Origin of the sequence: Bradyrhizobium sp. 63_E2_N1_3 (genome assembly GCF_052076005.1) — a bacterium.
GTDB classification, from domain to species: Bacteria; Pseudomonadota; Alphaproteobacteria; order Rhizobiales; family Xanthobacteraceae; genus Bradyrhizobium; species Bradyrhizobium barranii.
Genome location: NZ_CP197235.1, coordinates 2,425,270 through 2,439,378 on the forward strand (window position 1 = coordinate 2,425,270; position 14,109 = coordinate 2,439,378).

General features: G+C 60.9%; 8 protein-coding genes. 2 read left to right on the forward strand and 6 right to left on the reverse strand.

Annotated elements, in window-relative coordinates; all coding sequences use genetic code 11:
- The first annotated feature begins 158 nt into the window (after nucleotides 1–158).
- Together AB7531_RS11235 and AB7531_RS11240 are read left to right on the forward strand one after the other, a co-directional pair.
- A complete protein-coding gene (locus tag AB7531_RS11235) occupies nucleotides 159–1,262 on the forward strand; it encodes an efflux RND transporter periplasmic adaptor subunit (protein ID WP_441280289.1) in 1,104 nt (367 codons plus the stop codon).
- Nucleotides 1,259–4,324, forward strand: a complete 3,066-nt coding sequence (locus AB7531_RS11240; RefSeq protein ID WP_063981780.1) for an efflux RND transporter permease subunit — start codon at nucleotides 1,259–1,261, stop codon at nucleotides 4,322–4,324. The genes AB7531_RS11235 and AB7531_RS11240 overlap by 4 nt, the downstream gene beginning before the upstream one ends.
- 6 nt (nucleotides 4,325–4,330) lie before the next feature.
- Here the strand turns inward: AB7531_RS11240 and AB7531_RS11245 are convergent, their stop codons facing one another.
- From AB7531_RS11245 to AB7531_RS11270, 6 genes are all read right to left on the reverse strand, one after another.
- Nucleotides 4,331–6,160 (reverse strand): SLC13 family permease, encoded by a 1,830-nt coding sequence (locus AB7531_RS11245; protein WP_063981781.1) that lies wholly within the window; start codon nucleotides 6,158–6,160, stop codon nucleotides 4,331–4,333.
- 52 nt (nucleotides 6,161–6,212) lie between these two features.
- Complete coding sequence (locus AB7531_RS11250) at nucleotides 6,213–8,042, reverse strand: SLC13 family permease (RefSeq protein WP_063981782.1); 1,830 nt, start codon at nucleotides 8,040–8,042, stop codon at nucleotides 6,213–6,215.
- A gap of 54 nt (nucleotides 8,043–8,096) precedes the next feature.
- Entirely contained in the window at nucleotides 8,097–9,479 is a 1,383-nt protein-coding gene (locus AB7531_RS11255) for a M20/M25/M40 family metallo-hydrolase (protein WP_063981783.1), read from the reverse strand.
- Between the two features lie 96 nt (nucleotides 9,480–9,575).
- Complete coding sequence (locus AB7531_RS11260) at nucleotides 9,576–11,234, reverse strand: MFS transporter (protein WP_245328576.1); 1,659 nt, start codon at nucleotides 11,232–11,234, stop codon at nucleotides 9,576–9,578.
- A 72-nt stretch (nucleotides 11,235–11,306) separates the two neighbouring features.
- Entirely contained in the window at nucleotides 11,307–12,305 is a 999-nt protein-coding gene (glsA, locus tag AB7531_RS11265) for a glutaminase A (RefSeq protein ID WP_028152042.1), read from the reverse strand.
- A 202-nt stretch (nucleotides 12,306–12,507) separates the two neighbouring features.
- Nucleotides 12,508–14,073 (reverse strand): AbgT family transporter, encoded by a 1,566-nt coding sequence (locus AB7531_RS11270; protein WP_063981784.1) that lies wholly within the window; start codon nucleotides 14,071–14,073, stop codon nucleotides 12,508–12,510.
- Between the last annotated feature and the right edge of the window lie 36 nt (nucleotides 14,074–14,109).

Genomic DNA, 14,109 nt, shown 5'->3' on the forward strand with positions numbered 1-14,109 from the left:
GAGCACGGATTCCATCCGGCGCCACCGAGTAGATTTACCGATGTTGACGGCGGACTCCTTCGGCAAAAATGCGGATGGCGGTACCGGGGAAAATGCGACTGCGGACTGAGCAATCCTCCCGGCAAGATCTCACTCCCGGAACGGAACAGGTCATGTTCATGCACGGCAGCCGATCCGCGCCCCGAAACATCCTCACATCGACGCTGGTGACGGCGTTCTCGCTGATGCTGGCAGGATGTGGACGGGAAACCGAAACCAAGGACGCATCTCCGCCGCGGATCGTACGTACAGCGACCGTAGAAAAACGCAAGGTCACAACGCCGCTGACATTCTCCGGACGGGTCGAGGCAGAAGACGAGGTGAATGTCGCATTCCGGATCTCGGGACGATTGTTGAGTAATGACACCAAGATAGGCGACCGGGTCAAGGCCGGCCAGGTGCTGGCACGATTGGAGTCGCAGAATGAACTGAGCACGCTGCGGCAGGCGCAGGCCTCCCTTGCCGCCGCTCAGGGGCAGTTGACCCAGGCGCGCAATCACTTCGATCGTCAGGAGACGCTGTTGGCGCAGGGGTGGACCACGCGCGTCAACTATGATGCCGCAACCCAGGCACGGCAAACCGCGCAATCGCAAGTCGATGCGGCCGAAGCGCAACTGAGTTCTGCGCATGACCTCGTTGGTTTCACCGAACTCAAGGCTGATGCACCCGGCGTGATAACAGCCACAGGTCCGGTCGCCGGCGAGGTCGTCCAGGTCGGGCAGATGATCGCCAGGATCGCACGGCAGGACGGTCGCGATGCGATCTTCGATGTCCCCGCTCAATTGATCAGGTCGGCCTCCACCGATCCAGAGATTACTGTCAGCTTGGCTGACGATCCGTCGATAACGGCGCAAGGGCGCATTCGCGAAGTCGCTGCACAGGCCAGTGCTGTGACCCGAACCTTCGAGGTCAAGGTCGGCCTGACGGATCCGCCAGCCGCGATGCGGTTGGGTGCGTCAGTAATAGGGCGAGTGAGTACCACTGCAGGGCCGATGATCGATATTCCATCTTCCGCGCTGACCAGGATGAACGAGCAGCCCGCCGTATGGGTCGTCGACCCGGCCACCGCCACGGTCGCGGTGCGCAATGTGGACGTGCTGCGATTCGATGAAGCGCAGGCCATCATTTCCCAGGGGCTCGACATCGGCGAAATAGTTGTCACCGCCGGCGTTCAGGCGTTGCATCCGGGTCAGAAGGTCCGGATTCTTCGATCCGAGCCATGAGCGGAATTAATCTTTCCGACTGGGCTCTGAAACACCGTTCGCTGGTCGTCTATATGATGATGATTGCGGTGGTCGGGGGAGCGCTGTCCTATTTCCGGTTGGGGCGCAACGAAGATCCCGCCTTCATCATCAAGACCATGGTCGTCCAGGCCGCGTGGCCCGGCGCAACTGTGGAAGAGACGATGAAGCAGGTGACTGAGCGCCTCGAACGTCACTTGCAGGAAACGCCGCATCTGGACTTCCTGCGGAGCTTCACAAGGGCCGGTGTCGCGACCGTCTTTGTAAATCTGAAGGGGAGCGCGAATGCGAAACAGGTGGCCGACACCTGGTACCACGTACGAAAGACGATCGGAGACATGCGCCATACACTACCCGCAGGCGTGATCGGGCCGGGGTTTAATGACGAATTCGGTGATACATTCGGCATCATCTATGGCTTTACCAGTGACGGCTTCACTCAGCGTGAGTTGCGCGATCGGGTCGAAGACATCCGCTCAAGGCTGCTTCTCGTACCTGACGTGTCAAAGATTGAGCTTCTGGGCGAACAGGATGAAGTGATCTTCGTCGAGTTCTCCACGAAGGAGCTCGCGGCCCTCGGAATTGATCGGTCCGCTCTTATTGCGGCGCTCCAGTCGCAAAACATCGTGCGTCCGGCAGGAACGATTCAGACCGGCTTGGAAAGCATCTCGATTCGGGTATCAGGCAGCTTCCAGTCGGAGCAGGACATCGCCAACATCAATTTTTCCGCCGGCGGCCGCATGCTTCGCCTAAGCGATATTGCGCAGGTGCGACGCGGCTACACGGATCCGCCCCAGCCGATGTTTCGGATCAATGGCAAACCGGCAATAGGCCTTGCAATCGCCATGCGGGATGGCGGCGACATTCTCGCGCTCGGCGCCAATATTAGAAAGGCAATGGCGCAAATCACCGCGGATCTCCCCATTGGAATTGAGCCCAGCCTGGTCGCGGACCAGCCCGTTGTCGTCGACCAGGCGATCCGCGAGTTTACGGTCTCGCTGATGCAGGCGATCGGCATCATCATGGTGGTGAGTTTCATCAGCCTGGGCGTACGACCCGGCCTGATCATCGCGCTGGCCATACCGTTCACGCTGGCGATCGTGTTTCCGATCATGGGACTTCTCAGCATCGATATGCAGCGAATATCGCTTGGCGCGCTGATCATTGCGCTCGCATTGCTGGTCGACGATGCGATGACCACGACCGATGCGACGCTCAGTCGGCTCGCAGAGGGCGCCAGTAAGATCGAGGCGGCAACTTTCGCATATCGGACCCATGCAATGGCGATGCTCGCGGGCACGCTGGTGACGATAGCGGGCTTTATACCGGTCGGCTTTGCCGCGAGTTCCGCCGGTGAATACACGTTCTCGCTCTTCGCCGTGGTCACGATCGCACTGCTGGTTTCCTGGTTCGTTGCGGTCATTTTCACGCCACTGCTCGGAGCAGCGATCCTTGTTCCACCGAAGCAGACAAGTACGGCGGATCCGGGCAGGATCTTCCGCATGTATCGGAGTTTCCTGACTTTCGCGATGCGCGCGAAATGGCTGACGATCGCGATCTCCTTGGCGCTCTTCGTCTGTTCGGTGCTTGCGCTGCCGCTCATCCCGCGACAATTCTTTCCATCGTCGGACCGTCCCGAATTGCTCGTGGACCTGAGCTTGCCGCAGAACTCGTCAATCCACGCGAGCGAGGCTGCGGCAAAGCGCCTGGATGCTGCCCTTTCGACCGATGCCGATGTGGCGCGGTGGAGCACCTATGTCGGGCGCGGCGCCATCCGCTTCTATTTGCCCCTTAATGTTCAGCTCCCGAACGATTTCTTCACGCAGGCCGTGGTGATCGCCAAGGATGTCGCTGCACGCGAGCGCCTGCATTCCAAGCTCGAAAAGCTGCTCGCGCAGGAGTTTCCTAACGCGATTGCGTTCGTTTCTCCGCTTGAGCTCGGACCGCCGGTTGGATGGCCGGTGCAGTATCGGGTCAGTGGGCCCGACGTGGAGCGGGTGCGCGAAATCGCGCTCAAAGTCGGACAGATCGTAGCCTCCAGTCCGGACACCAAACAGGTGAATTTCGATTGGATGGAACCCAATCGCCAAGTGCGTATTCGCGTGGACCAGAACGAGGCTCGCCTTCTCGGCCTCAGTTCGCAAGCGATCGCGACAGTCCTGAATACGGTCATATCCGGCACACCCATTACCCAGGTTCGCGACGATATCTATCTGGTCAATGTGGTGGCGCGCGCGACCAACGAGCAGAGGGGCTCGCTGGACGGTCTGCGCAACTTGCAGGTGGCGCTGCCGGGTGGGCAGACTGTTCCTCTCAGCCAGTTCGCCTCCTTCGAATATGACCAGGAGTTTCCGCTCGTCTGGCGGCGCGACCGCATTCCGACCCTGACGGTTCAGGCTGCCATTGCCGGTGACAAGCTGCCGGAGAGCGTGGTTACGTCGCTCTCGATGGCGATCGAGAACTTCAGAAAAAGCCTTCCTTCGGGGTACAGCGTCGTCGTGGGTGGCACCGTGGAGGAAAGTCAGAAGTCGCAGGCGTCTGTGCTGGCGGTGGTGCCGGTGATGCTGTTCGTCATGTTTACCGTCCTCATGGTGCAGCTCCAGAGCTTTCCGAGACTGTTCATGGTGCTCAGCGTGGCGCCGCTCGGCCTTATCGGCGTGGTTGCTGCGTTGATGCTGTCCGGCAGGCCCCTGGGTTTTGTCGCCATTCTCGGCGTACTCGCGCTGCTCGGCATGATCAGCAAGAACGCGGTCATTCTGATCGGTCAGATCGACGCCGAACGCGCTTTGGGCAAGACGGCCTGGGACGCTGCGGTGGATGCCAGCAGCTCCCGTTTTCGGCCGATCATGTTGACGGCCATATCGACTGTTCTCGGGATGATTCCAATCGCGCCAACAGTATTCTGGGGACCGATGGCATTCGCGATCATGGGCGGACTCCTGGTCGCCACCGTTCTGACGCTGGTCTTCCTGCCGACGCTGTATGTAGCCTGGTTTGCGCGGGACGAGAAAGAGCAACCGTCCGCGGGATCGCGCCCGGCCTGACGGCCGCTAAAATCGGAGCAGCCAAGGCACCAGCGCCAGGGTCGTTACCATCACGACGACGGTAAAAGGGACACCAATCTTCAAGAAATCGCCGAAACCGTAATTGCCCGGTCCGACCACCAAGGTGTTCACCGGCGAAGACACAGGCGTCATGAAGGCGGCCGAGGCCGCGATGGCGATAGTCATCGCGAAGGGATACGGCGAGGCGCCGATGTCCTTCGCGACAGCGAGCGCTACTGGCGCCATGAGCACCGCGGTCGCCGTATTCGAGATGAACAGGCCAAGCGCAGCCGTGATCACGAAGAGCAGCGCCAACAGGACTCGCGGTGATGCCTCGCCCGCAAGATGCGTCACCGCGTCGGCGGCGAGATCGACGCCACCGGTACGTTGCAGCGCCAGCGAAAAGGGCAGCATGCCGACAATAAGAACCAGGCTCTTCCAGTTGATCGAGGCATAGGCGCTGTTGAAATCCACGCAGCCCAGCAACCCCATCAGCAAGCAGCCGATCAGAACCGCGTGCACGTTCGGCACCACACCGCTGACCATCATACCGACCGTCAAAGCCAGCACCGCCAGAGCCTGAGGTGCGAGGTTCGCGGCCGGCAGAACGTCTTTGTGCTCGGTCGGTAGGTTCAGGACGACAAGATCCGAGAATTCGGATCGCAGCTTGCGGATGTCAGACCAGAAGCCGGTCAGCAGAAGGGTGTCACCGACCTTCAAGGTCTCATCGAGCAGCCCCTGGCTCACAACCTCGCGACCGTGCCGCAACCCCAACACCGTCAATCCCATTTCGCTGCGCACCCGCGCTTGCAAAATGCTCTGGCCAATCAGCTTGGACTCCGCCGGGACGATGACTTCGACCATGCCGATCTCCTGCGAACGATCGGTGAAGTAGCCGCAATCGCCCAAAGGGAGCTTTTCGACCATATAGTCATTCAGCATCCGGTTGGTTTCGGCAGGGGACGCGATGACGTCGAGCAGCAAGATCTGCCCCGCGGCGAGCTCGGTCCTTGCGTTCGGGCGGATCGCCTCGGACCCGAAGCGGCCGGGAAGCTCGATGGCGAGCAAATTCACGCCACTGTTCCGGAGCGGGAGTTCTTCCAGGCGCTTGCCGACCAGTGGCGAGTCAGTCAGCACGCGTACGCGCAAGGCGCGATCGACGAGGCCATACTGCGTCACCCAATCAAGCAAGTTCGGCTGACGGAGCTCGCCGTCCACACGCTTGGCCGAGACGGGCAGAAACCGCCGCGCGAACAGCATATAAGCAATGCCGAGCGCCAGGAATGTGAGCCCAAAGGGCGTGAAGCTGAAAAAGCCGAAGCCTGCCGCACCCTGGCGGATCAGCTCAGCGTTGACCACGAGATTCGGCGCCGTCGCAACGAGGGTGAGCATGCCACTGATCAGGGCCGCAAAGCTCAAGGGCATCATCAGCTGGCTCGGCGCGGCGCCCGTGTTCTGACAGATGCGCAGCACGACCGGGATGAAGATGGCCACCACGGCGGTCGAACTCATGAATGCACCGAGCCCGCTGACCGCGAGCATCAGCAGCACCAGCATGCGCGTCTCGCTGCTGCCGGCGGTCGCATTCAGCCAGTCGCCGAGGCGACGCGCCACGCCGGTGCGCACCAGCCCTTCTCCGATCACGAAGAGGCCCGCGATCAGCACGATGCTGGGATCACTGAACCCCGCCAGCGCCTCGTTGATGGTAATCACCCCAGTAAATGGCATGATCACGATCATCAGCAGCGCGACCGCATCCATGCGCGGGCGATTGGCCATAAACATCACGATCGCGGCCGCAAGCAGCAGAAGAACCAAAGCAAGATTGGTGTTCATGCGGAAATACCCGGTCGGTTAAGACGCAAACCAATCATCCTGCGCAAACTGCTCATCCTGCGAATGGCCAGAGCATGGGCACGAGAAACGTGCCTACCAGGAAGAACCAGAGCAGCAACGGTAGACCCATCCTCCAGAAATCACCAAATCGATAGCCGCCGGGGCCCTGCACCATGAGGCTCGCTGAGGCGGCGATTGGCGTAAGAAAGGAAGCGGCGGCAGCCACCGCCACAGTCACCAGCGCGGTGCGCGGCGAGACACCGACGGCTTCCGCGGAGGCAATCGCTATCGGAATGACGATGAGTGTCGTCGCTGTGCTGCTGATCAACTGGCCGATTAGCGCCGTGAGCAAAAACAGCCCCGCCAGCAGCGCGTACGGGCTCGCATTGCCGACAATGGCAACGAGTGTATCGGCGATGAGATAGGCTGCACCCGTCTTGTACATGGCGGTCGAGAGCGGGATCAGCGAAGCGACCATGATTAGCACGTTCCAGTTGATCGCCCGATAGGCTCGTTCGATCTTGAGTACGCGCAACAGGATCACCGCGCAGGCCGCCGCCAATCCAGCGACGACTCTTGGCACGACGCCCGTCGCTAGCAGCGTAACCATGACCGCGAGAATGACAATGGCGCGTATGGAGCCGGTGCCCAGGGGCCTGGCCTGGCTGCGGATCATGTCAGGGGCAGCAACGACGAGCACGTTGGGATCTCGCCCGTACTCCTCAAGCGCTTCCCAACGGCCTTGCAGCAACAGCGTGTCACCCGCCGCAAGAACGGTTTCGCCCGGTCCGAGATTCTCGCCGCCGCGTTGAACGCCCAGGATAATCAGATCGCCACTTTCGGTGACCATGCCGGGGAAGACGGTCTCACCGATCAGACGAGAGCGGGGCGGCAGCACCACCTCGGAAAAGCCATGGCTATCGTTGAACAGTGCCTCCCGCATTTTGCCGATCGTCTCCTGGCAGGGCGTCAGTCCATGCTGCTCCGCGAACGCGTCCATCGCCGCCTGCTCACCGCGCATGATGAGCCGATCGCCTTCCACGAGAGAATGTTGCCACGAGATGCTGTTCTGGCGGCGAGGGCGAATAGCGATGAAGCTGAGTTCCGGGTGGTTCTCGCGCTCCAGCCGCGATTCCAGCACTGCCTGCAACGTGCCGCGATAGGGCGAGGCGGCGGTGATCTCGAGCTGGTACACCTGGTCAAACAGCTTGTATTGCTCGGTCAGCATGCGCGAATGGTGGCTCAGATCCTCCGGCATTTCCCGGCTAGTGCGCACCGGCAGCAGCGTATCGCCGAAAAGAATCACGATGGCCACGGTACCTGCCAGGAGCGGTACGCCGATCACCGTCATCTCGAAAAAGCCGAAGGGCGCGAGACCGACATCGCTCGCCGCGTCGGAAAGCAGCACGTTCACAAGGCTTCCGGTCAGTACCAGCATCGAACCCGAATAGGAGGCGAAGGCGAGAGGCATCATGAGTTGCGCAGGCGGCCGCTTGAGCCGGACGGAGACGATCACCAGCATGGGCAGCAGGGCAGCCACTGCGCCACCCGAGCCGATCAGCGCCGTGAGAAAGGCCACGAGCAACATCGACAGCACCAACAGGCGTGTCCGGCTTTCGCCGGCGTAACGGATCAGCACCTGGCCTGCCCACGTGGTGACGCCGGACGAATCCAGGCCGGCACTCACCACGAAGAGCGAAGCAATGAAGAGTATCGTGGCGTCGCCGAAGCCTGCCAGCGCCTCGGAGAGCTCCAGAATGCCGGTCGCGTAAAGCACGAGTGTCGCACTTAGCGCCACGACCGCGACTGGCACCCAGTTCGAGACGAACAGCAGCACCATCGTGGCGATGATGGCGAAGGTAATGATTATATGCGGCGTCATCGCACCTCGCGAGGGCGGTCTGGCCCGGAGCCAGCGCTGCGTGCCCGTGCCGCTCTACCGCGACAGCGCTTCCAGAATACGTGCCCAGGAGCGGATGCCCTTATGGAAGCTCTTGAGATTGTACTTCTCGTTCGGGCTGTGGATGCGGTCATCCTCGAGGCCGAAGCCCGCAAGCACCACGTCCATGCCCAGCGATTGTTTGAGCTGATGGGTCACGGGAATGGAGCCGCCACCGCCGATGAAGACTGCGGGCTTGCCCCATTCGGCCGTCAGTGCGTCGCGCGCCTTGCCGAAGGCCGGGGCCTCGATCGGGAAGCGGATCGCCTGACCCGCGCCATGCTCCAGGAATTCCACACGGCAATCGGCCGGGACGCGTGCATGCACATGCTCCCGGAAGGCTTTGCGGATGGCATGGGGGTCCTGATCGAAAACCAGGCGGAAAGACACCTTTGCCGATGCCATGGCGGGAATCACGGTCTTGAATCCGGCCCCCTGGTAGCCGCCGCCCATGCCGTTGATTTCGCAGGTCGGGCGCGACCAGACCATCTCCAGCGCGTCGCGGCCCTTCTCGCCGGCGGGAATCGAAAGCCCGATGCCGCCGAGGAAGGACTTTGCGCTGAAGTTCAGGCTGTCCCATTGCTCGCGCAGCGCCTTGGGAAGTTCCGGTACGCCGTCATAGAAGCCGCGCAGCGTGACGCGTCCGTTGTCGTCGTGCAGGTCAGAGAGGATGCGGGCGAGGATGCGGTTCGGATTGGCCGCGGCCGAACCATAGAAGCCCGAGTGCAGGTCGCGGTCGGCGGCGTGTATGATGACCTCTTCACCGCAGAGTCCGCGCAGCATAGTCTGGATCGCCGGCGTCTCGTGGTCCCACATGTTGGTGTCGCAGATCAGGCCGATATCTGCGCGCAGCTCCGCGGCATGGGCATCGAGAAAGCCGGGCAGGTTCACGCCACCGGATTCCTCTTCGCCCTCCAGCAGGATCGAAACCGGAATCGGCAGTTTGCCGGTGACCGCCTTCCAGGCGCGGCAGGCCTCGACAAAGGCCATGAGTTGGCCTTTGTCGTCGGCGGAGCCGCGGCCAGTGATGATCTTCGCGCCATCGGGCATCGTCTGGATAGACGGGTCAAAGGGATCGCGATCCCAGAGCTCGAGAGGATCGACCGGCTGCACATCGTAATGACCGTAGAACAGCGCCGAGGGGCCGGGCACGTTGCGGTCATGCGCCACGACCATCGGGTGCCCCGGTGTCGGGCGCACCGAGGCGTCGAAGCCAATGCTCTTGAGGTCGGCCACGTGCCATTCGGCATTGGCCATACATTCGGCCTTGTAAACCGGATCGGTCGAAATCGACTTGATGCGCAGGATCGCGAACAGACGCTCGAGAGCCGCATCGAGATTTGCGTCGACGTTGGACAGGACATCATCGAGCTTGGTCATGGAGCCCTCCGGAGGGTCTTCTGAGCCGTTGGTCAGTACGCGTGGGCGCGATCGCCACATTGTCCGTCGTCGCGAACGCTGTTCTTTGCCACGAGGTTACGATTGCTGTTCGTTCCTTCCGCGCTTACGCGGCGCCGGGTCGGGAATTTCGCCTGGCAGGAAATTGGGCAGCTTCCCTGCCGGGAAAATCGCAAGCAAGGCAACGCCAGCCATGATGATGAGGCCAATTTTCAAAGCGCGCAATCGCACGACAGTGTTGACGCGCACCGCTTCCGCCACTTGAGCCGGAGAGGCCGTGGTTTGCTCCATCACGCTCTGCAGCCGGTCATTGCTGATGAAGGTGATGTTATCCAGGTCCAGCTGCCCCTGTATCTCAGGCGGCAATTTTGGATTTTCGGCGATGGTCCGTAAAACAGCCGCGCTTAACAGGCCGACGAGGAGTGCCCCGGCCACCGCTGTGCCGACGGCCGCGGCGAGATTGTTGGTCGTGCCGCGCAGCGAGCCGACGTCGCCCGCGAGCTCTTTCGGCGAAGCCGTGACCAGCACGTTGAACAGCAGTGTGACCAGCGATCCCTGTCCAATGCCGAAAATCACCAGCCCAAGGAGAACCGGGACGGCGCTCCAATCATTCCTCACGACAAAGGCGAGCCAAAGGAGCGCCACAGTGCAGAGTATGAAGCCATAGCGTCCGATCTGCCTCGGCGTGAACCGACCATAGAATCGCACGATCAGCATCGCAGCGAAGAAGACGGTGAGGTTGAAGGGCATCATGGCGATTGTTGTCGCCAGCGGCGTGCGCCCCTGCACGATCTGGATGTATAATGGAACCGAGAAATTGAGCATTGCTTCCAGCGCTACGACAGCAAACATCGCATACACCGCCGCCCGCTCCTGCGGGGAGTCGATCACCTCGAGCGCAAGAAGCGGCGTCTTCCCCGCAGCCTGCTGTCTGTGGGTCCAACTCAGAAAGCCCTGACCGAGCACGATACCCATCACGATCATGATCGGGGCGGGAGATACGCCAAAGAAGTCGAATGGCGCATTGGGCCCCGCCAATCCCAGCCCCCACCGATTGAGGTTGTTGAAACCGAAGCTGATCAGAATGATGGCTGCGGCAGCGAGAATGACGCCTACGAAATCGATCCGGACCTCCGGACGCGCCTCATCGGGCTTGAGACGAAAGCTCAAAAGGAAAACCACAGCCGACACGGCGATCAGAATCCCGAACGCAGGGCGCCATCCGATGAATGTGCCTAGAGTACCGCCGATGACAAACGCCAGAACGCCCGCAGCGGCGCGCGCGGAACCCAATGCGCCAACGGCTGTTGCCTGCTGCCGCCCCTTGTAGTTTTCCGCGATAAGCGCGACCAACGACGGTACGATCACCGCACCAGCCGCGCCGGACAAGGATTGCGCAGTAATCATGAGATCCGCGTTTGGACTGAACGTCATCAACACCTGCGCGGCGCCGAACACGGCAACGGCAACGCGGAATACGTGCGTCGCTCCGTAGCGCTGTGTCAGCTTCGCACCGAGCATGACGAAGCCGGCAACAAGCATCGAATAAGCCACGATACCGCTGGCGACAGTCGTGGGCGGAACGCCAAAACTGTTGACCATCCCTCCCAGCGCTACTGGCAAGGAGGCGACGTTGAAAGACATGATCATCTGGCCGAGGGCGATGGTGATCATCGGCACCCAGGATGCATTCTCTTCCTCAACGGAGTGAACCGTCGTCGCAGATGCCATCGTCATGGCGTGTCCCCTGTCATTTTTTCTGAAGTCCAGCCACAGTCAGTGCGGGCTGAATCTCCGACAATTGCAAACCTACGCTTCCGGGTTGGACATGAATAAATCCATGCCCAACCGCTGCGACAGATACTTCGCTACAAGCTGTCCCTTGACGCTGTTTCCGGCGCTGTCGAGCGGCGGCGCAAAAGTCCCCAGACCGCCCTTTCCCGGGGAGACCGTGACGATCCCGCCGCCGATGCCGCTCTTGCCGGGGAGCCCGACATCGTAAAGCCAATCGCCTGATGTCTCGTACATTCCGGCAGTGGTCATGACGGCCAGTGCGTAGTGGCAGACCGACGGATCGACCACGCGAACTTTCGTGATGGGGTTCACGCCACCGTCCGCCAAAGTCGCACCCATCACCGCCAGATCCTTGGCACTCACATTCAGCGCGCATTGTCTGGTGTAGAGATCTGTCGCCTCTGCCGGATCACAGTAAATCCGTTCGAAACTCTGGAGCAGGCGGGCGATGCTCTGGTTTCGGAAGTTGGTCTCCGTCGCCGAGGCATAAACCTCGTCGTTAAGCGCAAGCGGACGTCCGGCGAACTGTGACAATCCGTCGTAGATAAACTTCCATTTCGCATCAGCCGTCGCCCCCGGGACGAGGCTTGTCGTCGCAATCGCGCCCGCATTCACCATCGGATTTGTGCGGCCATCGGGGTTGCGTTCGACGGCAGCGAGCGAGTTGAACGGAAGTCCGGTCGCGTTCGCTCCAAGCTTCTGGCGTGCCTGCGCCGCGCCGAGGACCTGACAGACCAATGCAAAGATGAACGGCTTGGAAACGCTCATGATCGAGAATTCGTATTCGGCCGCCCCTACGGCATAGACCGCGCCGTTGGTGCCGACCACGCAAACGCCGAACAGGTCGCTCGGCACCTCGGCGAGCGCGGGATATACTTGAGAGTTCTTGCCGTCTGTATTTGATTTGTAGCGCGCGTACACCTCGTCGATCAGCGAGATGACTTCAGCTTCGGCTGGCAAGTGTCCGGTTGATACGTAGGAATAGTTGTTGTCGGCATCGGCGTTCGCATTCATAGCGCGTTCCAAGCCTCCATAATGAGAAGCACCGAGGGAGCCCCGACATGTGTCGGGTCAAACGCTCCTCACTCGCCGTTTTCGTTCACTGCCTTTAGCGAGGCCCAACGGACCGTCATCTAACGTTGATTTTCCTTGGTGAACAATCAGGCCATTTACCCGGACATCTCGGGGTTTTTCCGGGTTAGGGCTGCCTTGCGCCTCACAATCCCCAAGGCAAGCCCAGCAGGTACCAGACAACGAACAGCACGGTCCAAATGATGGCCATCCAGAGAGTGTACGGCAACATCAGCGCGACAACCGTCCCGACGCCCGCTTTCTTGTCGTAAATCTGGGCAAATCCGACCACCATGGCAAAGTAGGCATTGAGCGGGGTAATCGCGTTGATCGGCGAGTCACCGACGCGGTAGGCAGCCAGGACGGCCGCGGGATCAACGTTAAGCTGCACGAACACCGGCACGAAGACCGGCGCGAAGATGGCCCATTTGGCAATCGCCGGCGTGAACACGAAGTCCAGGATCATGACGACAATGATGAAGCCAACCAGCAGCCACAGCGTGCCGATATTCGCGCTCTTCAAGACATCGGCCATCGTCAGGGCCATCAACGTCGGAATGTTGCTATAGTTGAAGTAGTCGACGAACTGGCTGATGACGACGAAGAGGAGGATGGTGCCGCTCAGCGAAGCCACCGCCTTGGTCATGGCCGCGATGACGGCCGTGGAGCTATTCACCGTTCTCGCGCCGATGCCGTATGCGATCCCGGTTGCAAGGAACAGCACCATGATAACCCCGATCAGGCCGTTCATGAATGGTGAATTGCCGATCAGGACGCCCGTGGTCGGATTGCGCAGGGGCGCGCCCGACGGAACCGTTAACAGAAGGAACAGGATCACGACCCCGAGCAGCGCAAAGCCGCTGTACCTCAGCCCACGCGACTCGTCGGCGGAAAGCTGCCCTCCGTTCGCCTCCGGCTGAGTGTTGGCGGTCTTCTCGGCCTGGTAAGCGCCCAGCCGTGGCTCGATGATCCGGTTGTTGATGAGCGCGATGACGATGGTCAGGACAACAACGGAGGCGATCGAGAACGAGACGTTGGCGGTCAGATCCAGCGACGTGGTGGGGTTGACCATGTGGATTGCGTCGTTGGTGATTTCCGTCAGAACGGCATCAAGCGGCTTGATGATCATGTTCACGGTGAATGCACCGGCGACTGCGGCAAATCCCACAGCGAGCCCGGCGAGAGGATGCCGGCCAACGCTCAAGAAGGCGGCGCCGGCCAACGGGATCAACACCACATAGCCGGCGTCTGCGGCAATGCTGGACAAGATGCCGACGAACGCGACGATGTAAACGAGTGCCCAACTCGGAGAGACGGCCACGAGTTTTCTGATCAACGCGTTGATCAGGCCGGCTTCCTCGGCGACGCCGACGCCCATCATGGCGACGATCAACAGCCCAACCGCGGTGAAACCCATGAGGTTTGGCACGAGCCGGGTGTAAATATGACGAATTCCATCCGCCGTCAGCAGGCTATTGGCGGCAGAGGTCGCGGTCTCGATCTTGTGAGTATCCGGGTTGATGACCTGATAGGTGACGCTTGCCCCCAACATGTAGAGTAAGTGAGACAGCACCAACACGATGGCGATGAGGATCAGAAATATCACGACCGGGTGCGGGACGCTGTTTCCGACACGTTCGACAGTGTCGAGGGCTCTTTGCGTCATCGTCTTCGATGGCGGCGTGTTCGTGGCGTCACTGCGCGCGCTCATGTCGGAAATCCTCCCCCGCTCCATTAGCGACGGCTG

Bases quoted from the DNA above. Each gene is read 5' to 3' on its own strand.
- AB7531_RS11235 (WP_441280289.1), top strand. From the start codon at position 159: ATGCACGGCAGCCGATCCGCGCCCCGAAACATCCTCACATCGACGCTG.
- AB7531_RS11240 (WP_063981780.1), top strand. From the start codon at position 1,259: ATGAGCGGAATTAATCTTTCCGACTGGGCTCTGAAACACCGTTCGCTG.
- AB7531_RS11245 (WP_063981781.1), bottom strand. From the start codon at position 6,160: ATGAACACCAATCTTGCTTTGGTTCTTCTGCTGCTTGCGGCCGCGATC.
- AB7531_RS11250 (WP_063981782.1), bottom strand. From the start codon at position 8,042: ATGACGCCGCATATAATCATTACCTTCGCCATCATCGCCACGATGGTG.
- AB7531_RS11255 (WP_063981783.1), bottom strand. From the start codon at position 9,479: ATGACCAAGCTCGATGATGTCCTGTCCAACGTCGACGCAAATCTCGAT.
- AB7531_RS11260 (WP_245328576.1), bottom strand. From the start codon at position 11,234: ATGACGATGGCATCTGCGACGACGGTTCACTCCGTTGAGGAAGAGAAT.
- glsA (WP_028152042.1), bottom strand. From the start codon at position 12,305: ATGAATGCGAACGCCGATGCCGACAACAACTATTCCTACGTATCAACC.
- AB7531_RS11270 (WP_063981784.1), bottom strand. From the start codon at position 14,073: ATGAGCGCGCGCAGTGACGCCACGAACACGCCGCCATCGAAGACGATG.